Source organism: uncultured Dialister sp., from assembly GCF_900538805.1.
GTDB lineage: Bacteria > Bacillota > Negativicutes > Veillonellales > Dialisteraceae > Dialister.
In genome coordinates this window covers 1-26,210 of record NZ_UPZP01000024.1, presented here as the reverse complement: position 1 = coordinate 26,210, position 26,210 = coordinate 1, and the positions used below count along the sequence as shown (strand labels likewise).

Here is a 26,210-nt window from a genome sequence, read left to right as displayed (position 1 = left end):
TATCAGACGTCAGACTGCGTTACGGGATTGCATTCCCGCCCATCGTCATTCTGAGCCACAGGCGAAGAATCTCGGTAAAAATCGATAGTGACACATAGACCGCTAAATACCTGTCGGCGGACAGCAGATAGCGGAAAGCTGTCTCACCGGCGCACCAGCTCACCAGCTCACTAGCACACTAGCACACTAGCTCACTAGCTTACCAGCTCACTAATTCCCCCATATACGTCTAAAGCCTCCCTTGCGGGAGGCTTTTTTGGAGACGTTGGATTGTTGAGAAAGATTGGTAACAATGAGTGGAACCACCACGGCCAATGGTGATTTCCTTTTTGTTTACGTCTATATGATACAACGGTTTACTATGATTGTCAAGCTTGGTTTTTAAATAAAATAACAATAATTAACAATACTCCGTTTCCATCTTTCCTCCCCATAGGTTATAATAGAACCAGTAAAAGTGACTCTTATTCAAAAGGAGGATTTCCAATGAAAAAAGAACTGGCAGCGCTGGCTCTGGCCTGTGCCCTCATTCCCGGCGTATCCATGGCGGCAGGAAAGGTGCCTACGTCGGAGAAAATGATGAATGATTATGACAAGTATGTGGTGGTGTACACTTCTGATGAAGAAAGAATTTACGCCGATGCCGATACCATTGAGCGGGATCCCGTTTCCGCCGGCGAACTTCCCATCATCCGGGCCACCCTGTATGCGGAAGTCTACAAACACCCCCTTACCTGGCCGGACTATGGCAATTACCGCATGGTGGACTACATCCTCCAGTACGATACGGCGGTGGGTGCAGACCAGCTGGGACAGAAAATCAAGTACAAGATTCTGAACAAGCTGGAAGGGGCCTATACGGCAGACGGCAAGGCAGCAGCCTATCCCGGCGACCCCAATGAGCCGGCCGATGAGGCGGAGGATATTTATATTGCTCTTTACCGCGTTTCCAAAACTTCCTATTAAGCTTTACAAAGAAGCATAAAAATTATATAATAATGTTAATAAAATAAAAGCGAAGGAGCCTTACGATTTCCGCAGGGCTCCTTTTTATTTGTCTTATGATACGAAAGTGCGGCTTTGTTGGAGAATCTTATGGCAGACGGAAAGCCGCAGGGAAATCAAATTGACGGGACCTGGCCAGGGTTCTGATGGAGATGTGGATATGCAGCTTTTCATAGCAGGTGGATGCGGTGACGAAGGAAGAAACTGTTTCTACGTGGAGGGGGACCGCCACGCTTTTATTGTGGACGCCGGGACGTCCACCGACGGTCTGGACCGGATTCCGGACCTGACGCCGGAGCAGATTCATAAGGCGGAGTACCTCTTCATTACCCATTCCCACAGGGATCACACCGGGGCCATAGAGTACCTTGTGAAGCAGGGATTTGACGGGCCGGTGCTCATGTCCAACCAGACCTACCGGCAGCTTCACTACAAACCCTGGAATACCATGATACTGGACTCCACGGCGCCGGAACTGGAGCTGGAGCCGGGCTTTACGGTGAAATGGGGACGCACAGGCCACTGCGCCGGTGCCGTGTGGTTCGATATTTCCGTAGAAGGCAGGAGCCTCTTCTTCTCCGGCGACTACCGGGAAAACGACACCTTCTACCGCTGCGACGCCGTGCGGGGCCTTCACGCCGACATGGCGGTCATTGATGCCGCCTACAGCCGGAAGGACCGGGGGCCGGACCTTCGGAAACAGGTGGTGGACACCGCCGCCGCCCTCATGAAAGACGGCACACCCCTTCTCATGCCGGTGCCCCATTACGGAAGGGGCCTTTCCATGGGTGTCCTTTTCCACGAGACCTTTGGCGAAAGCCATGGCATTTACATGTCTCCCAAGCTTTACGATGAATGGCTCCGTCTGGGACATCGGAAATATTTCGTCCATGATGAAATCACGGAACTGCCCTTCTCCATCTTCCGGCGCTGGGATAACGAAACCATTGAAAAAGGAAATATCTATTTCCTCACCGACGCCCAGCTCTCCAGGGCCTCCAGCCGCCAGCTCATTCTGGACCATCCCCATATGGGCGTGCTCCTTACCGGAAGCATTCACGGCTACGGGAAAGCCCGCTGCTTCTTCCAGACAGGAAGGGCCAAATTTGCCCTCTGGCCCAACCACCTCACCTGGCAGGAAATGGAAGACCTGAAGGCGGAGAACGACATGCCGCTGGTGGTGCCTTTCCATAATAAAAAGGTGAAACCGGAAAATGATACCTTCATCTTTTAAGAAATTCTTCAGCGGGAATGAAATCATTCCCGCTTTCCTGTCCTTTCGCGGGTATGATATAATAAGGAAAAGAAAAGATTCCCCGTTTCACAGGATAAGAAAGGTGGGGGTTTTATGTTAAAGTATAAAAAAATTCTGGTTCCCTATGATGGTTCCGACCATGCGAAAAAAGCCATGCTCCATGCCATAGACCTGGCACAGGCCGGCGACGGCACCATCCTCTACATTGCCTCTGTATGCAATATGGTTTCCGCCATGAGCAACTTCGACCAGGTATCCATTGCCGAAGGCTGTCTCACCACCAAACTGTCGGAAGACCTGGAAGAACAGTGCAAAGAGGACCTGAAAGAAGCAGCCGCCATGATTCCTGCCGGCATTGCCCACGAAGAACTGTACGAAGTGGGTTCCCCGGGACCGGTGCTCCTCAATATGGCAGAAGAAAAGGGCTGCGACCTGGTGGTCATGGGCAGCCGCGGCCTTGGCCCCCTGAAAGGCATCTTCATGGGCTCCGTATCCAGCTACATGGTGAGCCGCTCCAAATGTCCCGTACTTATTGTGAAATAAAAAAGAACTGTGAGGAAATGTGCATCATTTCTTCACAGCTTTTTTTATTGTTCCTGTATTCTCCTGAGAATTTTTCAAATGATGATAAACTGCCTGCCGCTGTGTCATTTCAAGCGGGACTGCATGCCGTTATGGAGGCAAAAGTTTTCACGGCTCATTGAAACGCTGAGCCGAGAAATCTCCCGCCTCTATGCAGCTGGCATCATTACAGGATGGAGATTTCGTGGCTCCTCTTCACTTTCTCCATAAAGCGTCTTATAATTCCGGCGCAGTCCTCCGCTCGAAATGAAGATGGGGCCATGGTCATAAGTTTTCTCCGGATATGACAGTAAGCTGCTCGTCAAAGTGTCATTTCGAGCGGGGCTGTATGTCGTTATGGAAGTAAAAGTTTCTATGCTCCTCCATTGAGACTCTAAGTCGAGAAATCTCCCTCCACAGTGACAGTAAGCCGCCTGCCGCTGCGTCATCACTGCCGCCATACAGCCTGTGCCATGGGGAAACCGGCACCACAAAAAGGCCTCACAGATAGCTGTGAAGCCTTTTTGCATGGAAAAGAACATACCACATGGCAGGCATTCCGTCCTGCCCCTCATTTTACCCCTGGCCGTTATGTTCTTTATTTTCCATTTTCCAGTGCACTGAAGCGAAGCAGCTTCCTTTCCGTCCTCTCCCTCCTGCTCCATGGATGGGCGCCTGCAGGATTTCTGAGAGGACTTCGCCGGTGCTGTTTCTATATGGATAGTCATGAAGTAATAGCTTTTTTTGCGGCGGTTGTATAGAATAAAGAAAGAAGTATAAAGAAATCAAGGGCAGCCCTGGCTGCCGTGGAATAGAATGAATCGGGATGTGATAGGTATGTCGAATCGAAGCTGGCTGAAGCAGGAGATTCCTCACTGGGTGAAGGAAGATGTGATTTCGGAGGATGCGGGAAAGAAGATTCTTTCCCGGTATAAAAGGCAGGACAGCAGGGCTTATAAGGAGGCCCTGTTTATCCTGGCTGCGGTGTGTATCGTAGGGGGCATTTTCTTTCTCTGCGCCAGCCTGTGGAGCGGTCTGGACCAGGACCAGCGGTTCCTGCTGGCCCTGGCGCCGCTGGCGGTGTCTTTTATTCTGGCAGCGGCGGTGGCGCTGGTGGATAAAGGCCTTTTGTCTCCGAAGGAAAAGAAAAAGGAGATGGATGGCGAAGAAACGGAGGAGGAAGTGCTTCTTCCGAAGAAATCGCCGCCGGTGCACCGGGTGCCGGTGTTCCTGCGGGAGGCGGCCGCCACTTTCCATGGCATATGCCTCATCGGCGCTTTCTGGATGGTGGGGGATTCCTTCAAACTGTCCTCTGATTTGTACAGTGCCCTTGCGCTGTGCGCTTTTCTCCTTCTCATCATGACGGTGGTGACGGAGTCGGCGGGCATGGGGATTATTTACATGATCGTGTCTGTCGGCATTTTCTACAGTGCGCCGGTGAGGGGATGGCCGGAGGCGGCGTCCTGGATTTACATGTTCCTTGCCCTGGGCATTCTGGGCCACATGCTCCGGAGCCACCGGGACCGGGCGGTGGTGTGCTTTTCCTGGGTGTGGGCGGTAGGCGTGCTGCTCCTTATTTTCTGGTCCGCAGGAAATATGCTGTGGCAGACCATTTTCTTCTCCCTGGCGGCGGCGCTGACCTGGATGGCGGGGGGCCTTTTCCGCTCCTACGGCCTGGGGGCCGATGCGCTCCGTTTCTTCGGCGGCATTGCGGTTTTCGCGGTGCTTCTGGAGGGCTCCTACGGCGCGGTGTGGGCGGATATTTCCGGCAGCTACGCACTGTGGTTCATTTTCATCCTTTTCCTGGCAGCGGACGGTGTGCTTCTTTTCCGTATCGCTTTGAAAAAGGAATGGCTTTCGGTGCTGGCGGGTCTCACACCTTTTGTGATGGGTCTTTCGGCGATTGTGTCTATTTTTGAAACTACCGGCGCTCTGCCGGCCATTATCGTTTCCATTTATGCAGGTATCCTGGCGGGAGGCGTCATTATCCGGGGCCTTTTGACGGACCGGGCGGTGCAGAGCTGGGCCGGTGTGTTCCTCCTGGTGGGGGACGGAGCTATCCGGGTGATTGACTCGGCTTTGACCTTTGCCCAGAGGGGATTCTTCTTCCTGGGCATCGGTATCCTGGCAGCGGTGATATGTTATTTCCTCTATCTTCCCACCCGGAAGAAGACAGCGGTTCCTGAGAGAAAGGAAAATCAGGGAGAGGAGGGATCCCGATGATATCGAAGAAGTTATCACTCATCCTTCTGTCGGCGGTTTTTGTGATTGAGGCGGGCTCCCTTTTCTGGATTCGCGGCGATTACCGCTCCACCATGCTGGACGGGGCGGAATATGAGGTGCCGGCGGCCATTGATTTCAAGGGGGATTTTTACGGAAGAAATTATCTCCCCATTTACATCCCCCTCACCGAAGCGCCCTGGAAGGGCACGGTGACGCCGGAAAAGGGGCAGGAAATCTACCTGTCCTTTGACAAGAACAGTGAAGGCATGATGGAGCTCACCGGCGCGTCGGACAGGAAGCCCGGCGGCATGTACATCATTACCCGGGTGATTTCTGCTTCCGACGGACTGGTGCATTTCCGATTCCCTGCGGACCGCATGTACATGCTGCCGGAACAGCTGAAGAAGCTGTCGGTGGTGGAGCTGTCGGAGCGGGTACAGCTGAAGGATAAGACCGGGAAGAAGACGGAAACCCGGATGAAGAATGACCTCACCGCCCTGGTGCATATCAAGGACGGGAGGGTGGTGATTTCCAAGGTGCTGGCCAATGGCTCTCCTGTGGAGCAGACCTACACCACCGTAGGTAAGAATCTGTCCGTGAAATATGCAAGAAGCGGGAAGGAAAAGGATGCCTATTCCGTAGGCAGGGACACGGAGGATAAGCAATAAGGAATGGAGGGAGACCTATGTATATTATTTTGATGCGTCACGGGGAAGCGGTTCCCCAGACAGAGGATATAACAAACAGGGAAAGAGGACTTACGCCTAAGGGCATGCGGCAGGCCCGCCGGTCGTCCCGCATACTGGCCCGGTTCCTTAAGGAAAATCCCATCCGGATTTTTACATCCCCCTATGTGCGGACAAGGCAGACCGCCGGTATCCTGGCGGAGGAGTGCTTTGCCGAGGAAATCCATACGGCCGACGAGCTGCTTCAGCCCAACTGGCAGATGGTGAGAAACCACATTCTCCAGGAGGGCTCTCCCATTGCCCTGGTGAGCCATCATCCCTTCCTGCAGGCCTATCTTTTGACCACCTGCAGCGCGGCGGTGAAATTTGACCTGGCCGGCATTGCGGTCATTGACTATGACCTGAAGTGGAACCAGGGCAGGCTCATCGGTTATTTCACATCCGGCCTTCGGCAGCTGAAAAAGGAGGACTGACATGATACCTGTATTGACAGTGGCAGGCTCCGACTCCTCCGGCGGCGCCGGCATCCAAGCGGACCTTAAGACCTTTGCCGCCCTTGGCACCTACGGCATGAGCTGCATCTGCGCCTTAACCGCCCAGAATACGAAGGGCGTCACCATGGTGGTGAATACGCCGGTGGATATGGTAAGGGCCCAGCTGGAAGCCATATTTGACGATATCCCGCCAAAGGCGGTGAAGACCGGCATGCTTTCCTCTTCTCCCATCGTGGAGGCTGTGGCGGATTTCTTTTCCTCCCATAAAGTGCCTCTGGTGGTGGACCCTGTCATGGTGGCCACCAGCGGCGCCGTGCTTCTGGAAAAGGAAGCCATCCAAAGCTATAAGGAAAAGCTCATTCCCCTCTCAACGCTGATTACTCCCAATATCCCGGAGGCAGAGGTGCTGTCGGGGCTGTCTATTAAAAATGAAGAGGACATGAAAAAGGCGGCGAGGGCTCTGATGGACCTGGGGCCCCGTGCGGTGCTGGTGAAAGGGGGCCACAGCGTGGAGGATGCCAGGGACATTCTCTATGATGGAAAGGAATTCCATGTATTTTCAGGAAAACGGATTTCCACGGAAAATACCCATGGCACCGGCTGCACCCTGTCCAGCGCCATAGCCGCAGGCCTGGCCAAAGGACTTTCCCTTGTGGGCGCGGTGGGGGAAGCGAAAAAATACATGGAAGGAGCCATTGCAAAGGCGGCAGTGGATTCCGTGGGCCATGGACACGGCCCGGTGCACCACTTCTGGTTCTACGGGAAGAACTGGGGGCGCATGGAATGAACTATCCCTTCTTTGCCTTCATGGCCCGGATGAAATATATTTCCCGCTGGGGACTCATGCGGAATTCTATTTCCGAAAACGACGCGGAGCACACCCTGCAGACCGTCATGATTGCCCACGGCCTGGCGGTCATCGGGAGGGACATTTTCCACAAGGACCTGGATCCGGAAAGGGTAGCTCTCCTGGCCCTCTATCACGACGCCAGCGAAGTCTTCACCGGGGACATGCCCACGCCGGTGAAATATTTCACCAGTGACCTTCGGAGTCAGTACCAGAAAATCGAAGACCAGGCCCGGGAAAAGCTGCTCCGCACCCTGCCGGAGAGCCTCCAGCCTTCCTACAAGCCCTATGTGGTGGACATGGAAAAGGACCCCCTCTGGCCTCTGGCCAAGGCGGCGGACACCATGAGCGCCTACCTGAAATGTATGGAAGAAATCCGGGACGGCAACAGCGAGTTCAAGGAAGCATTCAAGTCCACCGAGGAGAAGCTGAAGGCCCTCCACATGGAAGAGGTGGACTGGTTCATGGACCACTTCGCCGGGAGCTTCACGGAAACGCTGGATGAACTGAACAGGAATATAAGATAAAGGAATGGGACACAGGAAAATCATTTCACTGTGTCCCATTTTTTGGTGGACAAAGCAGAAATGAATGTGTATAATTATTTACATAATTCGTATAAATTGCATAAAAATGAGGTGCTTTTATGAAACTGTGGAAAAAAGGCGTATTGGTTACATCGGCTCTCCTTCTGGCGGCCGGCATGATGGCAGGCTGCGGCGGCGAAAAACAGGCCGCTTCCTCCGCCTCTGGCAAAAACGTGCTGAAGGTAGCCACCAATGCCACCTATGTACCCTTTGAATTCAAAACAAAGGACGGCAAGGACTATACGGGCTACGAAATCGACGTGGTGAGGGCGGTGGCCAAGGAAATGGGAAAGGACGTGGAATTCCGGAACATCGCTTTTGATGGACTCATCCCCTCCCTCCAGTCCAAAGAAGTGGACATGACCGCTTCCGGTATGACCGCCACTAAGGAAAGGGCGGAAAAAATCCTTTTCGCTGCGCCTTTCTATGAAACAAAACTGGCCGTAGTCACCAAGGCAGACAGCGACATCTACTCCGTGGACGACATGACAAAGGGCCAGGAAGTGGCTGTGCAGGTAGGCACCACCGCCGCTTACTACGCTCAGGACAAGGGCATGAAGACAAGAAACTTTGACCACTCCTCCGACATCATCATGGAACTGAAAGCCGGCGGCGCTGTGGCAGGCATCCTGGACAAACCGGCAGCGGACTACTTTGTAGCCACCGACGGCAAAGGCGCCTTCCGCGTGGTGGACGTGCCGGATTCCAAGGTCCAGTACTTCGCCTTCGGCTTCAACAAGGACAACAAGCAGCTGCAGCAGGAAGTGAATAAGGCCATTGCAGACCTGAAACAGAAGGGAACCTTGAACGAACTTCACGAAAAGTGGTTCAAAACCCCGCTCCCTGAAATGCCGGCTACCGCAGAAGAGGCACTGGGCATCTAATCATAGTGCAAAAAAAGAGCTCCCCGAGGGGGGCTCTTTTTTAGTGGGCTGATGGGCTGGCAGGACAGCTATCCGCTATCTGCTATCCGCTATCCGCTTCCCGCCGACTGGTATGTACTACCGATTGTCTCATATGCTTCGGGTACCGAGATTCTTCGCTTCGCTCAGAATGACGAGCCCGGCGGGAGAATGGCTGCACTGCAGCCATCCCCCTCCACCGCTCACGCGGTCCCCCTCCCCCATAGATGGGGGAGGCAAGTCACGTAACGCTGTCTTCATACTTATCGCCGAAAGTGATACCACCACCCTCTGAACCCTTTGAACCTTTTGAACCCTCTGAACCCGGGGCCGCTCTGCGGCCCCTACATCTTCTCCACTTCTATAGCTTTCCCATAGGTGAAGGACCAGAGGTAGAGGTGGGACACCGGTTTGCCCAGAAGTTTTTCCGCTGCTTCTCCGTAGACCTGGAGCTGGATTTTGTAGTGGTTTTTCAGTTCTTCTTCCGTCATGGTGCGGTCGGTTTTGTAGTCGATGATGATGAAGTCTTTTTCGTATTCCAGAAGGCAGTCCATGACGCCCTGGAGGAAGATGTTTTCGCCTTCTTCGCAGTCGGGATAGAAGGAACGGGCGGGGAGGAGGATGGAGAAGGGCATTTCTTTCCGAATGGCAGAGGCGGTTTTCATTTTTTCCGCCAAAGGACCTCTGGCGAAGGTCAGGAGGGAGGAGACAGGGGTGGGTTTCCTTTTTCCGGATAGAAGGATATGTCCTTCTTCTTCGGTGAATACTTTCTTTTCCACCAGCCCGTGGAGGGCGGATTCTATGGCAGCTTCCTCTGCCGGAAGGGTGGTGAAGTCTATCATTTCCATGGCCCTGTGCATGAGGGTGCCGAAGGAGGTGCCCTGGTATTTCGTTTCATCTCCGGAGAGGAAGAGGGGCGGCGCCGCATAGTCGGCGTCCAGGGCGTCGTCTCCGTCCTGCGCCAGAATCACCGATGGCAGAGGCGGTTCATCGCTTTCCTTGTATTCCGCCAGTTCCCGGAGGTGTACGGCGGCGGTGGCGGTGAGTTTGGCCGGCGTTTCCAGGGCGCCTCTGTGGCCGTAGGTCCAGGAGAGCTGGGCGTCCATCCAGCCCGGCGCTTTGCAGGGAAGATGGGTGAGGAAATGGGAAAGTTCCGTTTTTTCTTCCCTGTTTTCTTCCTTTGGCGACGGAAGGATTTCTTCGGTGCCCTTCCTGTCCAGTGCTTCCTTTTCCTCTTCCGTAAGAAGGTCGGTCTGGCTGGTGATGGAGAAGGTGAAGAGGGAGTGGTCAGAGGGGGCGTCATTCCGATAGGATGGGATTTTCCCCGCCCGATCCCAGGCCTCTTTCATGGTGCGGTGATGCAGGGCGGCAGGCATGACCCAGTCGAGGAAGGATTTCGCGTTGGCTATGAGGTGGGCGGGAAGGGGAGAAAGCTCTTCGCCCATTCCTGCGGAGGCGAGGGAGGTGGTCCAGCGGTCCAGCTCAGCAGCGGCGTCCTTTTTGATGGCCGTGATGAAGAGTTTGTCCCGGGCCCGTGTCATGGCCACGTAGAGAAGGCGGGCCTCTTCTGCCATATTTTCCCTTCGGGACGCTTCCCGGAGGGCGTACCAGTAGAGGCTGGGCCAGCGGACTTTATTTTTCTTGTCGTAGTACTGGATGCCAAGGCCCAGGTCTTTGTGGCAGATGGCGGTCTGCCAGGTGTCCCGGAGGTTGAATTCCTTCTGGGCGTCCGCCAGAAAGACCACCGGAAATTCAAGGCCCTTGCTCTTGTGGATAGTCATGATGTGGACGGAGTCAGGAATCGAGGAAACGGTCTGGGCTTTGAAGGATTTCTTCTCCTTTTTCAGCTGGGACAGGTAGTTCAGAAAGGAGTAGAGCCCGCTTTTGGGGGCGCTGTCCCGCTCCAGGGCCAGATGGTAGAAGGAAAGGATGTGCCCCGCCCGCCAGGCACCGCCGGAGAGGCCGGATACATAGGTGAGGTAGTCCGTATCTCCCAGAATGCGGCGAAGAAGGGGCGCCGTGCCGTCACGCATGGCGTTTTTCCGCCAGTCCCTGTAGAGGGTAAGGAAGCGGCGGAGTTTCTTTTCCTTTTCTTCCGAAAGGACGGTGGATGGAAGGACGGACCATAGGTCTGTTTCGCACAGGTCTGCCTTTTCCAGATACAGAAGGGTGAGGTCCTTTTCATCCAGCCCTACGAAGTAGGAGCGGAGCACCGCAGCCAGGGCCAGGTCCTGCCGCGGGTTGTCCAGAATTTTCAGGAGGGCCCACAGGATTTCCACTTCTCCATTTTCCATGAAATCCTCTTCCTTGTCGGAAACGGCGGGAATGTGGTTTTCCTCCAGCACCTTCATGAGCTGGGGCCCTTTGCCTGCAATGGAACGGAGAAGGATGACAATATCCCCGTATTTCATGGGCCGGAAGGTACCGCTCTTTTCCATTACCATGCCGCCGTCCATCATTTCATGGATGCGGCGGGCAATGAGGCGTCCTTCCAGGGCCATGTTTTCCATGTCCTTCACATCGTCGGAAACATCCGCTTCCTCCATGTCCTTTCGGTCGATGAGGTCTATGGAAACGCTGCCGCCCACGTAGGCGGAGGGCCTCTTTTCTTCATGACGGCCGGCGTAGAGGGCTTCCGCGTCTCCGTAGTCCAGTTCCAGGGTTTTTCTAGTCATCATCTGGCGGAAGATGAAATTGATGGAGGAAAGAATGGCGGCGTCGCTTCGGAAATTGCGGTTCAAGTCGATGCGGTGGGAGGGGGCATCCTTTTCCAGGGAATATTCATGGTATTTTTCAAGGAAAATGGTGGGGTCCGCCTGACGGAAGCGGTAAATGCTCTGCTTAATGTCGCCTACCATGAAGCGGTTATTTCCGGTAGATACCAGGGTGGTGATGAGCTCCTGCACGCCGTTGGTGTCCTGGTATTCATCAATCATCACTTCCTTGAACCGGCTGCGGATGGACAGGGCAGCGGCAGAGGGGAAGGAAGCTGCCTTTTCCGGCGTGAAGGCAGGATTGTCCCGGTCCAGCAGGATGTCCAGGGCGTAATGTTCCATGTCATTGAAATCCATAAGGCCTTCCTGTTTCTTTCGACTCTTCAGGGCGGCGGAGAAATCAAGGGCAAGGCGGGAAAGGACGGTGACCGTGGGAAGCATGGCCGCCGTTTCTTCTATCCACTGCTTTTCCGGTATCTGGGCGAAGGGGGCGATTTCCTTCTGCCACAGCTTCTTAGCGCTTTCACGAAGGTTCTTGATGGTTTCCGCATCCTCTGAATTGGTGAAGTCTGCGGATTTGGCAAAATGAAAGGCTTCTGCCTGGGCCTTGCTCATGCCCTTCAGTCGAGCAAAGGCAAAGGAGGGCAGGCGGAACCAGTCCTTCCAGCTTTTCATGGAGGAAAGGGTGGAGAAATAGGCGTATTCGCCGCTCATCTGCTCGCTGTATACTGCCTCTGCCGCCGGATTCATTTCCATGATGGCAAATATCTGGCGGTAGGAGTCCATGATTTTTTCGGAAAGGGAAATGAGCTTTTCCAATACCGGCTTATCCCAGGGAAGGTCATCCATGGAGGCATTTTTAGGGATGCGGTAGCTGTCCGGAAGGCGCCGTATCCAGTCCTCCGGGAAGGGGAGGGAGGATGCGAAATGGAAAATGCGGAGCACCATGTCCTTCAGCGCCCGGTCCTGGTAGCGGTCCGCAAAAAGGTCCACCGTATCAAGAAAGTCGGGATTTCCCTTTTCATACCATCTTTCCAGCACGGAGGACAGCACATCGTCCTCCAGCAGGAACTCTTCGTTCTCATCGGAAATAATCCTTGTTTTTGGGTCCAAGTCCAGAAGGTAGAAATACTGGCGGATAATGGACTGGAAATAGGAGTCCAGCGTGGAAATCTGGGCGCTTCCCAGAAGGGAAATCTGCTTCTCCAGATGGCGGATGCGCCCTTCGTCGTCGGCATCGTCCGCCTCCTTCAGGGCATCCGAAAGAGCCTGGGAAATACGGGCCTTCATTTCGCTGGCGGCGGCCTTCGTAAAGGTGAGCACCAGAAGCTCATTAATGTCCGTATGGTTCTTTGGATCCTTCACCAGGCGGGCAATCCGTTCCGTGAGGACCGCCGTCTTTCCACTGCCCGCAGCGGCGGAGAGAAGAAGATTCTTCCCCCTCACCGAAAGGGCTTCTTCCTGTTCTTTTGTCCAGTGATTACTCATAATTATTCTCCTTTCAGTGGGGGATTAGTGTGCTGGTGTGCTAGTGGGCTGGTGGGATAGTGGGACAGTGGGACAGTGAGGGGGCTGTCGTCTTCCGGCTCCCGGCTCCCCGCTGACTGGTATTTACTGACGATTGTCTCATATGCTTCGAGTACTGCGCGCATTCTGCATAGAATGCGCGAGTCGACCAAAGTTGGCCCTGCGTAGAACAGAAATGTAGCAACATTGTTATTCTTATCCTCGTACACCCTTTTGCCACTTCGTGGCACTTCCCCTCAAGGGGAAACGAGAAATTTAGAATCGCTTTCCTTTTGGTTGGTCGACCGGCGATTCTTCGCTTCGCTCAGAATGACGACCCCGGCGGGGAGGAAAAGCCGTAACGTCCGCCGCGGAGCGGCGTTTAAAACTCATCGCCCGTTAGGGCGATACCTTCCCCTCTGAACCCTTTGAACCTTTTGAACCCTCTGAACCTGCAGGCCCTTCGGGCCTGTCCTCAGCCATTTCCGCCAGCTGCTTTTTCAGCTCTCTATCGGTGGGAAGGTTTACGTAGTCGTAGCTTTCGCCTTCACCTTTGGGGTCGAAGCGGCAGATGGCGTGGTAGGGGCAGTAGGTGCAGGGGACCTGGTTCCTGTAGCGCACCGGGCGGATGGGAATATTTCCTTTCTCCATGCGGTGGTAGATTTCCAGTAGTTTCCGTTTCACGATGGTGAGAAGGTTTTTGAAATCGTCGGCGGAAAGGGTGGAGGCGGTCTGGGTGAGGGCGCCCTTTGTCGTAAATTTCACGGGAAGGAAGGAGTCCTCTTCTCCGGCGGCGCTGTCCAGGCGGCGCACCGTGTCGGCGTCGGAGAGAATCCAGCCGGAGGTACTGTCCCTGTCCTTCACCGGCGGCGTTCCTCCCGGCGGTACGGCGGGGAGGCTCTTGATGTCGCCGGAGAGGTAGATGTACATGAGGGCGGCGGGAAGGAGGCCTTCGCCCCCTTCTTCTTCCACGTCCAGAAGGTAGGTAAGAAGCTGGAGCTTCAGCCCCGCCACTGCTTCCTGCAATGTGGCGGTGGTGTTTCCTGTTTTGTAGTCGAAAATGGCTACGGCCCTGCCGTCGCTGTCGATACGGTCGATTTTGCCGTTTAAGGTGAAGGTGTCCTTTTCTCCTGAGAGGTGGAGGTAGAATTCCTTTTCCAATGCTTTGGTGTCAAAGGAGCTGTTTTGGCTCCATTTGCGAAGGGCCGTGAGGGAACGGCGGAATGTTTCGTTCAGTGCCCTTTCCGTATAGCGGGAGGCACCGTCGGCGTGGAGGGCACCGTATCGAACCTTGGGGGCCAGGCGGGAGGCAATGGTTTCGGAAAGGTTCTGTATATCTTCGTCCGTGGCGTCACGCCACTGCTTCTTTTGGCCCGACAGGGCTTCGCCGAACTGATGAAGCCCGGCATGAAGGTAATTGCCGAAATCGAGAGATTCCATTTCCCCTTCGTCCCGCTTGTCTATTTTAAGGCCGTAGCGGACAAAGTACATGAAGGGGCAGCGTCGGTAGCTTTCAAAGCGGGTGACGGAGCCGAAGAAGCGGCCTCCCGGTTTGAAGAGCCTCTCCGCCAGCTCTCCCGGAAGCGGCGGTGCTTCGTTTTTATACCGGAAACCGGAAAGGGCGTCGGTGATGTCATTTTCATAGCCTCTGTCCTTTGCCCAGCGCACCAGGCCGGCCCAGGGGGAGTTTTCTTCCGGCATTTTTTCCCGGAGTATGGCGGGAAGCAGGGAGAGGGCCTGCCGGGGATTGGCGAAATAGGTGTGGTCCGTTTCCCTGTCCTCCGGCGCAAGGGCGCGCTCTTCGGAAGCATAGCCCAGGCGGCGGAGCTGGGAAATGAGGAAGGAAGGCTCCGTGTCATTATGGTCGTCGTTTACGGAGGGCATGGTGATGTAGAGGGCTTTCTTCGCTCTGGTGAGGGCGAGGTACGTGAAAAACTGCTCCTTGTGCACCTCTTCCAAAAGGCTTTCGCCGAAAATGAGGCGGCTGTCTTTGAAAATCTTCTGCCGTTCCAGTTCCGTGAAGAAGCCTCCCTCTTCCACGCGGCGGGGAAATTCCCCTTCCACCGCGCCGGGAATGAAGACGGCATCCGCTTCCATGGCATAACCTCTGTCCATACCGGTGACGGTCACATGGTCCAGGGTGGGAGGAATGGTGGAGTAGGTGAGGGCGGAAAGGCCGTCTTCAAAGATGGAGAGGAAATTCTTTTCTGAAATTTCATCATCGCCGGCGGTGTGGACGATTTCATCCAGGAGGGAAAGAATCTTTTTCCATACCTGCAGGTGGGGGCGAAGGTTGGTGTGGAGCACTTCTCCTTCATCCATGGCGCACAGGGTGTCCGGTATCTTTTCATCCATCATCCACTGGTACAGGAGGCGGCACCGGTCTTTGACCCTTGGCCTTTGGCTCCATTTTTCCGCCAGCCCGTCCAGCATAGTGGTAAGGCGCCTGCGCCATTCGTTGGCCTCTATGAGTTCTGCCTGCTCCTTTTCGGAAAGGGGTGGCGCCGGTGCGTCCAAATCCCGGTAAGTACGGAATTCCCATGGCTCATGGTACTGCCAGGGACGGATGCCGTGGGAGAGCACATAGTTTTCCAGCCGGTCCACGTCTTCTTCCTTCCATTCCGGCAGGAGGAAGGTTTTCAGCATGCGGAAAATGGTTTCCCGCTGCCAGCCGCTGTTTTTTCGGCTGCATTCGGACGTGAGGAAGCGGACCAGGCTGCTGAGAAGCACCACCAGGGGATGGTTGTTCATGGGATGTTTGCGGTCGATGAAACCGGGGATTTCATAGCGCTTGAAGGACCGCTCAAATGCATCGACGTAGTCCTCCGGATTTCTGAGAAGCACCAGAATGTCCCGGAAGCGGAGGTGGCGGTCCCGCACCAGGGACAGAATGGTTCGGGAGATGAAATCCACTTCCTCCGCCCGGTGTGAGGCGGTGATGAGATGAAGTCCTTCGTCGGGAACCGGATTTTCCGCTTTGGGAAGGCAGCAGCGTTCAGGGCGCCGGTTGAAGAACGAGCGGGCCACGGCTTTCAGGTGAGGAGAGGAAAAACGGCAGTCCTCGGACAGAGTGACCGATGAGAAATGGCGCTCTTCCGCAGAAAGGAGGGAGAAGAGATGGAAGGGACGGGAGAAATTGGGGTTCATCACCGCTTCTTCAGGCCGGTCCATCTGCAGGGTCATGGTGACCTCCTCTGCCGTGTGAAGAAGGGCGTAGACGATGTGGATTTTCTGGGGCGCCATGCCGTTGAACCCGTCAATCCAGATGCGGGAGGAAGAAAGGGTGGGGGACTTTGGAATTTCCCGGGCCAGCAGGTCGAAAAGGCTTCCCTGGTAGTCGAAATGGTCCTTCAGGTAGCGGTGGTAGGCACGGTACAGGAGGGCGAGGTCCGCCATCTTCCGCCCCAGCGGGCTGTCTCCCTGGGCTGCGGCGGCATTTTCCAAATCCTCTTCCGATACGCAGAACATATCCAGCTGGTGGAAAAAGCCGGTGAGCTCCTCTGAAAAGTGGGGCTGGGATGCGGCTTTCATAATCATTTTGAGATGTCCCTTATTTTCTTCCAAAAGGCGGCGCAGGATAATCTGCTGCCCCAAAGGAGACAGGGCATCGCTCACAGGAGAGTGGAGCTCCTGGAATACGCGGTAAGCCAGACGGGAAAAACCGCACACCGTTACATTGGTGAAGCCCTTCTCCGGGAAGGATTCCGCCAGCCGGTACTCCGCCGTGTAGGTGCCCTGGTCCGGCACCAGAAGAAAGGCCTTCCGCTCCGGATGTCCTGCCACATATTCCCTGATTTCCCGGCAGCACCGCTCTGTTTTCCCCGTGCCGGCGCGGCCGAATATGAAATGAAGTCCCATGGTATCCATCCTTTCCAAAGCTCTATATGACAGCTTTATTATACTATAGATGGAAGATGGTAGACGATAGATTTCAGACGGCTGTCCGCTATCCGCTATCCGCTTTCCGCTGTCCGCCGACCGGTATGGGTTAGTGAGCTGGTGGACAGGTGAACTGGTTGGCGTCACTATCGGCATGTACCAAGATTCTTCGCCCGGGGTCAGAATGACTGTATCCGGCGGGCGAATGGCTGCACTGCAGCCATCCCCCTCCACCGCTCACGCGGTCCCCCTCCCCCATAGATGGGGGAGGCAAGTCACGTAACGCTGACTTTATAATCAGCGCTTCCTTAGGGCGATACCACAACCTTCGCGCCAATAGGCGCGTCAAACTTAAGAACCCTTAGAACCTTCGGCCCGCAGGGCCGTCAACCTTCCCTTTTGAACCTGGGGCGGCAAAGCCGCCCCCTTTGTGATACAATAGATATGTTTCTCTATAGTAAGTAATGAAAGGTATGACATGTCTGAAAATAAAATCTGGACCCGAGAATTCGTGGGAATGGGGCTCACGAATTTATTTTATTTTATGTCCCAATACATATTGCTTACCGCCCTTCCTGTGTTTATCATGGATGATTTAGGGAAGGGGCAGTGGGAGGCGGGCATGGCTATGACCTGCTTCCAGATCGGCACTGTGCTCTGCCGCCCTGTGGCTGGTCGGATTATTGACAGCGTGAATAAACAGAAGCTCCTCCTGGGAGCGTCTCTCGTCTTTTTCCTTCTTATGGCCGGTTTCTATTTTGCTTCCGGCCTTCATGTGGTATGGTTCCTCCGTTTGATTCATGGTGCCGTCTTTGCTATTGGCACCACGGCGTCGGCGGCCATGGCGGCACTGGTTCTGCCCCGGCGGTGCAAGGGGGAAGGCATCGGTTATTTTGCGGTGAGCGGCAATATGGCCATGGTCATCGGCCCTCTGGTGGGGCTTCTCATTATGGATTATCTGGGCGCCCATCCCCTTTTTGTTTTCCTGGCCCTCCTGGCGCTGGGAGCGCTGGCGGCAGGAAATGGGAAGAAGCTGCCCGATGAAGTCATCCTTCCGGATGGAAAAAAGCGGAAGGGCTTCCATATCGGCGATTTCATAGAAAAAAGGGCCTTTCCTTCCGTTATTCTGGGAGGCCTTGTGTTTTTTGCCTACGGCGGGGTGCTTACTTTTATTCCCATGTATACCAGAAGTCTGGGCATGGGCGGCAGCACCAGCCTGTTTTTCCTGGTGTTTGCCCTGGTCATTGTGGTGACACGGCCCTTTGTGGGATATCTCTTTGATCACCACGGCCCCAATGCCACGGTGTATCCGGGATTTGCCTTTTTCTCTCTGGGCTTCATCCTGTTCAGCCAGGCAGGAAATCTGCCGCTCCTTCTCCTTTCGGCGGCGGTGCTGGGCATCGGATTTGGCGCTCTGGCGCCGGCTTTCCAGACACTGGCGGTGCAGAGTGCGCCGCCGTCCCGGGCAGGGGTGGCAACCTCCACCTATTTCTGGTCCCTGGATATTTCCGTAGGTCTGGCGGCAACCCTATTGGGCATGGCAGCCAATGCCTTCGGCTATCCCTTCATGTACGGCGTCATCTGCCTGGCTTCTTCTCTCCTGGGCCTTGCGTACTATTTCTTCTGGAGAAGAAGCCTTTCCTGATTTTGGACATGCAAAAAGAGCGCTGAAGACGTGAAAATCATTTCTTCAGAGCTCCTTTTGTTTGAGGTTTCCTGTCCGACTTGGAGACCATGTGATTCATGCAGGACTGGTACAGGGAAAGACGCTGAAAAGGGGAAGGAAATTCGTCATCCTGGGTGCTTTCATCCTGGCAGCGGTGATTACCCCTACGCCGGACATCCTCACCCAGTCCCTCCTGGCGCTGCCGGCCATTGCTCTCTATGAAATCTCACTCCATTTCATAAAACTTTTGGAGAAGGCAAAGGGCCGGGAAAAATAAAACAGCATGCTTTGATTTTCTCAATGCAATAAAAAGGACTGCCCCTCAGGGCGGCCTTTTTTACTGTGAAATGATGGGATTTCGCGGCAGATGATTTCCCTGTAAAAAAATGGTACAATGAGGGTGAAAAGATTTATTTTAGATAGTTAAGGATAAAGAGGTGAGAAAAATGAAGAAGCAGAAAGGACAGGACCTTATTGAGTATGCCCTCATGCTGGCACTGGTGGTAGGCATCGGAGGCTTTATCTACACTCAGGGGTATGGGGCGAATATTTCAGGCGTTTTCAATAATGCAGGAAACCTGCTGGAACAGGTGGATAAGTCACAGGAAGAGGCAAAAGAAGAAGCGGCCCGAAATGCGGACAGAAGCTATGCGGACTATTTAGGGGAGCTGCTGAAGAAGGCGGTTGCCAATGGAACCATCAAATTAAGTAATGGCAGTTCTGTTTATCTGCTTGTGCAGAATGAACCAAACTCAAAATATAGTGGAACGCATATGAATGCGGCCAAAACCGGCGATACGGTTGTTTGGGTTGGTAGCAAGAAATATGGAAAAGAGGCGTGGTTTAGCGATATACTGGACGCTGCGGGCGGTGACTACAGTAATGCTGGTGTTCAGCAGAACGGCGTGTTCTGGTACGGCGTGCAGATTAAAAAAGATTCCACCGGAAATGGATATACCCTGTCCTATATGGACAGCAATACGCCCAGCTACAATAGCGATAAAACCGGCTTTGACATTAATGAGGCCAATCCCCCTTACAAGACAGAACCCTGGACACCCTGAAGAAATATTCCTCAAAGCAGCTTCGGCTGCTTTTTTTATTGGCCTTATCCCTATGCTTTTTATCTGCCGTGCCGCCTCTCAAGAAATAAGAAACTATTCCAATTTTTTGCATAACCCTTCATAATATGCTATCTTTAATACAAGAAAAGAAATATTTTATCATGAGCATTTTATATACAAAACAAAGCATGACATTCATCAAAACCCATCTTTTATCTGGAGGCTTTTATGAACCAGTATGTATATGAAGTCGAAGAGGGGAAGGGGCTTTCGGAGGTTATTTCCCAATTTCAGCGTGCACGGAAAAAGGAAGACCGGCATCTTTTGATTTCCATTTTCCATGCATCCAATGACAGGAAAATCATAGCAGAAGACCTGGCTCTCCTGAAGGAAGCCTTTCCTGGTGCGGAGATGGCAGGCATGAGCTCCTCCGGCAGCATTATGAACGGGCACATGGTGCTGGACCGCAGTGTGGTGAGCTTTTCTGCTTTCCAGGATACGGAGGTGAAGGTCTTTTCCTATGACATTTCCGCCATGACACCGGCAGAGGCAGGGGAAAGGGCGCTGGAGACTTTCAGTAAGATTCCTCATCTTTCAGGCATCGAAATATTTACCACCCTGTCCACGGTGGATGTGGACGATTTCCTCACTGCCCTTGATAATCTGCCGCCGTCTGTGGCTGTTTTTGGCGGCGGCGCCGATACTTATGCCGGCGGCGATGATACCTGCGTTTTTGGCAATGGTTTCATTTCACGAAAAGCTATCGTAGCCGTATGCTTTGCGGGAAAGGTGAAAATCCGCGTATACCAGAACCTGGGCTGGCAGCCTTTGGGGAAGGCCATGACCATTACTGCCACTGACGGGGACAAGGTGATTCGGGAGCTGGACGGAAAGCCTGCCATTCATGTGTATGAAAAATACCTGAAAATCAAGAAATCCGACTTCGGCGGGCAGCAGCTCATGTCCTTTCCTCTCATCATCCTGAGAAACGGCCGTATGCTGGCCCGTCTTCCCGCGGCCTGCCGGGAGGACGGAAGCCTTGTGATGTCGGCCAACTGCTTTGCAGGAGAAGAAGCGCGGCTGGCCTACGGCGATCCCAATGAAATCATTGAGCGCTGCCAGGCGAACACAAAGGAAATCCGACAGTTTTCGCCGGAAGGAATCACCATTTTCTCCTGCATTACCAGGCGCCTTTTCCTTAAAGAAGATACAAACCAGGTGCTGGCCCCCTACGGTGAAATCGCACCGGTCTGCGGCGGCTACGCCCACGGGGAAATCAGCCGGCTCCACGGAAAGACGGAGGCCCTCAACATGACCCTGGTGGCGGCGGTGTTCCGCGAAAGGGAAGGAAATGGAGACAGCGGCAGGGATCCGTCGTCCATCGTTTTCCAGAGCGGCTCCATGACCACCATCCAGCGGCTGGCCTCCTTCATCACCGTTTCCACGGCGGAACTGGAAAGAACCAATGCCCTCCTGGCGGAGGCCAACCGGAAGCTCTCCTACGTGGCTGCCCACGACGGTCTCACCGGCCTTCTGAACCGGGAAAGCATAGAGTCCGTCCTGAACCGCCTGGTACGGGAAAGAAGGAAAGACAGAATTGATTTTTCCGCCATTATGATAGACCTGGATGATTTTAAATCCATCAATGATATTCACGGCCACAGCGAAGGGGACCGGGTGTTAAAGGAAGTGTCCTCCATTTTTATGGATGAAATCAAACCTCCCCAAAAGGCAGGCCGCTGGGGCGGCGACGAATTCGTCATCCTCCTTCCGGATACAGGGGAAGACAAGGCCTTCGCCCTGGCGGAAAGGCTGAAAAAAGAATTCCAAAGGCTGGTAAAATGTGGAGGAAAATCGGTCTCCGCCAGCTTTGGCGTCACCTCGTCCAAAGAGGGAGAAACCTTCGACTCCTTCTACAGAAAAATGGACACCGCCCTTTACCATGCCAAGTTTAAAGGAAAAAACAGAATTTTCATCATATAAAAAAGAGTCGTCATCTCCGGGATGACGGCTCTTTATATGGGCGTTTTTTGGTCTGGGATGGTTTAGTGGACTGGTGGGATGGTTAGAGTCACTAACGGCATGTACAAAGATTCTTCGCCCGGGGTCAGAATGACGATGGGGCGGGAAGGTTAGTACGTAATACAGTCTGGCGTCTGATTTCTAACGTCTAATTCACGCCCCTATCCTCCGTCGCCTGACGGTGCCCCCTTCCCTGGGAAGGGGGCTTTAGCACTTCGCCATGAAGCACTGGCGATACAAAGGTAAATCCCGTAACGCTGGCTTCATACTCATCGCCGAAGGCGATACCACTACCCTTTGAACCTTCTGAAACTTTTGAACCTCCCGACCGCTATGAGCCCTTTAGCACCCAAAGGGGCGCTAAACTTTATTCTTCCTCATACAGCGGATTCACCAGGCGGATAATCCATTTCTCGCCTCCCGTGAATTTACTGTTATATTTCCTGGCCGTATCTTCGTACCGTTTCCGCAAATCCTTCACCGTCTCTTCCAGGGTGGTGATAGTTTTCACGGCGGTGTCGGAGCGCATGTCTTTTCCGCACACCGGGCAGAGGGGCGGATGGATGAAGCTGCGGTTTACCCTGGATTTGCAGTGGGGACAGGATATGAAGGGGGTGGAGAATTTCTTTTCATTCTGTTCCTTTGAATAGGAAGCAAGGCGCTCTTCCTTTTCGTGGAGCCTTTTTTCCAGAGATACCATTTTCGGTGAAGGGGCGATGCCGATTTTGTATTTCACGGCGTAGGAGGTGGGAAGATCCTTCAGATATTCCAGGGCCTGGGTGCGGGTGTTGCACACTTTTTCCTTGAAAAAGAGGCCTTTGAATACTTTATTGGCTTCCCTTTTGCCGAAGCCCTCCTTCAGCATGTCTTCCTTCATGGTGTCCTTCATCCACTGGGAAGGCTTTGTAAGGTCAAATTCCCAGATTTTTTCCTTCCAGGAATGGCGGGCGGCTTCACCGGCGGCGGGGGCTGCTTTCTTTTCTGCTTTTTTCTCTTGTTTTTCCGGGGCAGGCTGGGAGAAGAGGCTCTCTTCTTCCAGCTCCATTTTTTTCTTCATGTGAATCTCCTTATGGTTGTAAAGTACATGAACAACTATAAACCATATTTCTTTTTTCAGCAACAAAAAAAGGAGCCGTGAAAGATGATTGTCATTTTCACAGCTCCCTTTCCTCGTTATCTTTCCGGCGGGAGTCCGGCGTATTCTCTGGCGAAGTCGGAGAAATTGTCGATAATGTATTTTTTCAGCATTTCTGCGGGCGGCGAAAGTTTTTCGCCCTTCTTCCAGGACAGGCTGATGTAGCGCTGGCAGTTCGGGGTGGCAATGGGCACCAGGGCCACATGGTCGCCGCCTACGCCGTGCCAGGTGATGCGGGGGGCAAAGGAAACGCCCAGGCCTGCGCGGATGAATTCGCGGACCGTCATGGGACTGTCGCTTTCCAGCACCACATGGGGCACGAAGCCTGCCATGCGGCAGTAGAAATCGGTGATGGTGCGAAGGCTGGCGCCGGCTTCCAGGGAAATGAAGCCGGCCTTTTCAAATTCGTCCAGATTGACGGAGGATTTCCGGGCGTGCGGGTCTGTGTCCGGCATGGCCAGCATAATGTCTTCCTTCAGCAGGGTGACGGAATGGTCGTTTTCGATGGGGTTGATGGAGGAGGACAGGAAAAGGTCCACATGGTTCTGGCTCTGCTGTCCCGGCTTGTTGTGCTGCTGCAGGATTTCAAAGCGGATATCCGGATGTTCCTGGCGGAAGCGGGTGAGGAAGGCCGGAATAATCATGGAAGCCGCAAAAAGGGAAATGGTGACGGTAAGTTTCTGGGCTTCCTTGGTGTCTGCCAGTTCCTTCTGGGCGCCATGGAGTTCCTGCATGATGCGGTTCGTGTGGCGGAGAAGAATTTCGCCGTACTTGGTGAGTACGATGTTGCGTCCGCTTCTGGAGAAGAGCGGCACGCCCAGCTCCGTTTCCAGCACTTTGATGGTGTGGGACAGGGAAGGCTGGGAAATGTGAAGGGCTTCAGCAGCGCGGGTCAGGTGCTGGAGCTCAGCTGTTTTCTGGAAATAGCTCAAAGCGAGGAGCGTTAATTTCATGGTATCTCCCTCAATTCCAATGGTGGAAATTAAATAAAAAACAATAGCTTCTTTTATCTAATTATACACTTGGCTCTATCAATAATCAATAAATATTAAATATCATGCATTGTAATTTAGAAATTCCGGCAAATGATTCATTTTCGCGAAATGGCCTGGAAGCATAGAGATTATGGAAGACTTGGCGGCAATTGGCAGGAAAAGGAAATATGGGATGGTATTTATAAAAATATTTTATAGAAACCTCTGCAGAAGAAGGGACATTTTCTTCGGTGGATGGCGTTTTTATTTTTTCATTGACAGAAGGGGAAGATGGTGTGAAAATGTACTATATACATTGAAGTAAAGGAGAAAAACAAATGGAATTTTTTATTGATACTGCTGATGTAGAGGCCATTCGCAAGGCCAATGACATGGGATTCATTTCCGGTGTCACCACCAATCCTTCCCTCATTGCCAAGGAAGGCAAAGATTTCCATGCCACCATCAAAGAAATCGCTTCCATCGTGGACGGTCCTATTTCTGCGGAAGTGCTGGCTGACGATGCGGAAGGCATGATTGAAGAGGGCAGGGTGCTGGCCGGCCTGGATCCCCATGTGGTGGTGAAGATTCCGATGACCCCGGAAGGCATGAAGGCCGTCAAGGGTCTGAAAAAGCTGGGCATCCGTACCAACGTGACCCTGGTATTCTCCGCCAACCAGGCACTTCTGGCAGCCCGTGCAGGCGCTTCCTTCGTAAGCCCCTTCGTAGGCCGTATTGATGATATCGGCTGGGACGGCATCGAACTCATCCAGACCATTTCCGAAATTTTCGAACTCCACGGCATTGAAACCAAAATCATTGCCGCTTCCATCCGGAAGCCCCAGCATATTATGCAGTGTGCCCTGGCAGGCGCTGACATTGCCACCGTTCCTTTCCAGGTGCTCATGGATGCCATGAAACATCCTCTCACGGACAACGGCATTGCAAGGTTCAAGGCAGACTGGGCCAAAGCCAACATGAAATAAAAGTAAGTCGGATAAAAGACCTTCCTTTTTCGGGGAAGGTCTTTTTGTCTTTTACCACCTGAATCAGGCATGATGATAAGTATGCATTTCATTTTTATCATGGCCTGCTATAATGATTTATATATTGTATAGGATAGTCTGATTATGGCGAGCAGGCTGTCACAGGGGGGGCAACATGAGACATATTGATTTCACGTCCGGCGATGTGGGGAAGAAAATCCTGCTCTTTTCCCTGCCCCTCATGGTGGGAAATGTATTTCAGCAGCTCTATAACGTGGTGGATACGCTGGTGGTGGGAAAATTTCTGGGCGAAGCGCCGCTGGCGGCAGTGGGAAGCGCCTACACCCTCATGATTTTCCTTACCTCCATACTGATTGGCCTCACCATGGGGTGCAGTGTTTATTTTTCCCTCTGTTTTGGACGGAAAAATTTTGACCGCATGAGACAGTCCATCTTTATTTCCTTCCTATCCATCGGCCTTTTGACCATCGTCATGAACGGCGCCGTTTACATCCTTCTGGATGGCCTTATTTCCTTCATGCAGGTGCCTTTTGAGGTTATTCCCTATATCCGGGATTATTTGTGGTGGATATTTGCAGGACTTTGGGCGGTGTTCCTCTTTAACTTCGGCGCCGCCCTCCTTAGGGCAGTGGGGGATTCGGTGACGCCCCTTCTCTTCCTCATCCTTTCGTCCCTGATGAATGTGGTACTGGACATCCTCTTTGTGGTGTATCTGGACTTCGGCGTGGCCGGCGCCGCCCAGGCCACCGTCATTTCCCAGTATGTTTCCGGCGTGGGTATCTTTATTGACTGCCTTTTTAGGAAAGATTTCCATATTTCAAGGAAAGACATGGTCTGGAGCAGGCAGGTCTTCTGTGATATGTCGGAGCTTTCCCTTCTCACCAGCCTGCAGCAGAGTATCATGAATTTCGGCATCCTTCTGGTGCAGGGGCTGGTGAATAGCTTCGGAACCACCGTGATGGCCGCCTTTGCGGCAGGCGTGAAAATCGACACCATCGCCTATTCGCCGCTCCAGGATTTCGGCAACGCCTTTTCCACCTATGTGGCCCAGAACTATGGAGCCGGAAGCAGGGACCGCATACGGCGGGGCATCCTGACGGCGGGCAAGATGATTTTCATTTTCTCCCTCCTTGCCAGCTGCATCGTATCCTTTCTGGCGCCAGGCCTCATGGGCTTCTTCGTACCGGAAACGGCGAAGGATGTCATTGCTGTGGGGAGTCATTACCTTCGTATCGAAGGAAGCTGCTACCTGGGCATCGGCATCCTCTTCATGCTCTATGGCTTCTACCGCGCCGTGAAACGGGCGGCCATGAGCGTGGTGCTTACCATCCTGTCCCTGGGGAGCCGGGTGGTGCTGGCCTATGTCCTTTCCTCCTTCCCGGAAATCGGAGTCACCGGCATCTGGCTCTCCATCCCCATCGGCTGGGCGCTGGCGGATATGTATGGTATCATAAAGGGGTATAAATTAGTGAGATAGTGAGATAGTGAGACAGTGGGATAGCGAAGGGGGCTGTCGTCTATCCGCTGATCGCTTTACATCTATGCTTTTCCGTAGAGTTTTGCAGCGCATTTGCGCAGTACCTCTAGGGAAGCACTGATTAATTCATAGAGTCTGCTTTTATAAGAATTTTTATGCACTGCTTCGTCATAGGACTCCTTAAATAGCTCGCTATTCGCGTCGTC

Annotated in this window: 19 protein-coding genes; 15 read left to right on the top strand and 4 right to left on the bottom strand. The window is 53.5% G+C overall.

The features are described 5' to 3' along the window. Positions 1-486: 486 nt before the first annotated feature. From QZQ29_RS03825 to QZQ29_RS03785, 9 genes are all read left to right on the top strand, one after another. A complete protein-coding gene (locus QZQ29_RS03825) occupies positions 487-966 on the top strand; it encodes a hypothetical protein (RefSeq protein ID WP_296959875.1) in 480 nt (159 codons plus the stop codon). A 199-nt stretch (positions 967-1,165) separates the two neighbouring features. Next, positions 1,166-2,239 carry an MBL fold metallo-hydrolase gene (locus tag QZQ29_RS03820; protein ID WP_296959872.1) on the top strand — a complete coding sequence of 358 codons (1,074 nt, stop codon included), beginning with the start codon at positions 1,166-1,168 and terminating at the stop codon, positions 2,237-2,239. 114 nt (positions 2,240-2,353) lie between these two features. Further along, positions 2,354-2,803, top strand: coding sequence for a universal stress protein (locus QZQ29_RS03815; protein WP_296959870.1), 450 nt, complete (start codon positions 2,354-2,356; stop codon positions 2,801-2,803). Positions 2,804-3,658: 855 nt separating this feature from the next. After that, positions 3,659-5,044, top strand: coding sequence for a DUF2157 domain-containing protein (locus QZQ29_RS03810; protein ID WP_296959867.1), 1,386 nt, complete (start codon positions 3,659-3,661; stop codon positions 5,042-5,044). Further along, positions 5,041-5,712: a hypothetical protein gene (locus QZQ29_RS03805; RefSeq protein WP_296959864.1), complete on the top strand. Its 672-nt coding sequence runs from the start codon at positions 5,041-5,043 to the stop codon at positions 5,710-5,712. Before QZQ29_RS03810 ends, QZQ29_RS03805 begins: the two co-directional genes overlap by 4 nt. Positions 5,713-5,729: 17 nt before the next feature. Further along, positions 5,730-6,203 (top strand): histidine phosphatase family protein, encoded by a 474-nt coding sequence (locus QZQ29_RS03800; RefSeq protein WP_296959861.1) that lies wholly within the window; start codon positions 5,730-5,732, stop codon positions 6,201-6,203. Position 6,204: 1 nt separating this feature from the next. After that, the gene (thiD, locus tag QZQ29_RS03795; protein WP_296959859.1) at positions 6,205-7,011 is read left to right on the top strand and encodes a bifunctional hydroxymethylpyrimidine kinase/phosphomethylpyrimidine kinase; all 807 of its coding nucleotides are present in this window, start codon (positions 6,205-6,207) and stop codon (positions 7,009-7,011) included. Continuing rightward, on the top strand, positions 7,008-7,598 hold the full coding sequence (gene yfbR / locus QZQ29_RS03790) for a 5'-deoxynucleotidase (RefSeq protein WP_296959856.1): 591 nt from the start codon (positions 7,008-7,010) through the stop codon (positions 7,596-7,598). Before thiD ends, yfbR begins: the two co-directional genes overlap by 4 nt. A gap of 119 nt (positions 7,599-7,717) precedes the next feature. Continuing rightward, entirely contained in the window at positions 7,718-8,542 is an 825-nt protein-coding gene (locus QZQ29_RS03785) for a basic amino acid ABC transporter substrate-binding protein (RefSeq protein WP_296959853.1), read from the top strand. Between the two features lie 362 nt (positions 8,543-8,904). On the opposite strand, the gene addA is transcribed toward QZQ29_RS03785, so the two are convergent. Then, the gene (gene addA / locus QZQ29_RS03780) at positions 8,905-12,762 is read right to left on the bottom strand and encodes a helicase-exonuclease AddAB subunit AddA (protein ID WP_296959851.1); all 3,858 of its coding nucleotides are present in this window, start codon (positions 12,760-12,762) and stop codon (positions 8,905-8,907) included. Positions 12,763-13,179: 417 nt separating this feature from the next. After that, the gene (locus tag QZQ29_RS03775; protein ID WP_296959849.1) at positions 13,180-16,638 is read right to left on the bottom strand and encodes a PD-(D/E)XK nuclease family protein; all 3,459 of its coding nucleotides are present in this window, start codon (positions 16,636-16,638) and stop codon (positions 13,180-13,182) included. 499 nt (positions 16,639-17,137) lie between these two features. Here QZQ29_RS03775 and QZQ29_RS03770 point away from each other — a divergent pair, with 499 nt between their 5' ends. The 4 genes from QZQ29_RS03770 to QZQ29_RS03755 all read left to right on the top strand — a co-directional run bounded on the left by QZQ29_RS03770 (position 17,138) and on the right by QZQ29_RS03755 (position 21,372). Beyond that, positions 17,138-18,304, top strand: a complete 1,167-nt coding sequence (locus tag QZQ29_RS03770; protein ID WP_296959845.1) for an MFS transporter — start codon at positions 17,138-17,140, stop codon at positions 18,302-18,304. Positions 18,305-18,395: 91 nt separating this feature from the next. Then, positions 18,396-18,602, top strand: coding sequence for a twin-arginine translocase subunit TatC (locus tag QZQ29_RS03765; protein ID WP_296959844.1), 207 nt, complete (start codon positions 18,396-18,398; stop codon positions 18,600-18,602). A gap of 169 nt (positions 18,603-18,771) precedes the next feature. Beyond that, on the top strand, positions 18,772-19,389 hold the full coding sequence (locus QZQ29_RS03760) for a hypothetical protein (RefSeq protein WP_296959841.1): 618 nt from the start codon (positions 18,772-18,774) through the stop codon (positions 19,387-19,389). 228 nt (positions 19,390-19,617) lie between these two features. Next, positions 19,618-21,372: a diguanylate cyclase gene (locus QZQ29_RS03755; protein WP_296959838.1), complete on the top strand. Its 1,755-nt coding sequence runs from the start codon at positions 19,618-19,620 to the stop codon at positions 21,370-21,372. Positions 21,373-21,778: 406 nt separating this feature from the next. Here QZQ29_RS03755 and QZQ29_RS03750 read toward each other — a convergent pair whose 3' ends face one another. Further along, the gene (locus tag QZQ29_RS03750) at positions 21,779-22,468 is read right to left on the bottom strand and encodes a hypothetical protein (RefSeq protein ID WP_296959835.1); all 690 of its coding nucleotides are present in this window, start codon (positions 22,466-22,468) and stop codon (positions 21,779-21,781) included. A 116-nt stretch (positions 22,469-22,584) separates the two neighbouring features. Beyond that, a complete protein-coding gene (locus QZQ29_RS03745) occupies positions 22,585-23,499 on the bottom strand; it encodes a LysR family transcriptional regulator (protein ID WP_296959833.1) in 915 nt (304 codons plus the stop codon). A 359-nt stretch (positions 23,500-23,858) separates the two neighbouring features. Here QZQ29_RS03745 and fsa point away from each other — a divergent pair, with 359 nt between their 5' ends. Continuing rightward, complete coding sequence (gene fsa, locus QZQ29_RS03740; RefSeq protein ID WP_296959831.1) at positions 23,859-24,506, top strand: fructose-6-phosphate aldolase; 648 nt, start codon at positions 23,859-23,861, stop codon at positions 24,504-24,506. A gap of 175 nt (positions 24,507-24,681) precedes the next feature. Next, entirely contained in the window at positions 24,682-26,004 is a 1,323-nt protein-coding gene (locus QZQ29_RS03735; protein WP_296959826.1) for an MATE family efflux transporter, read from the top strand. The last annotated feature ends 206 nt before the right edge of the window (positions 26,005-26,210 follow it).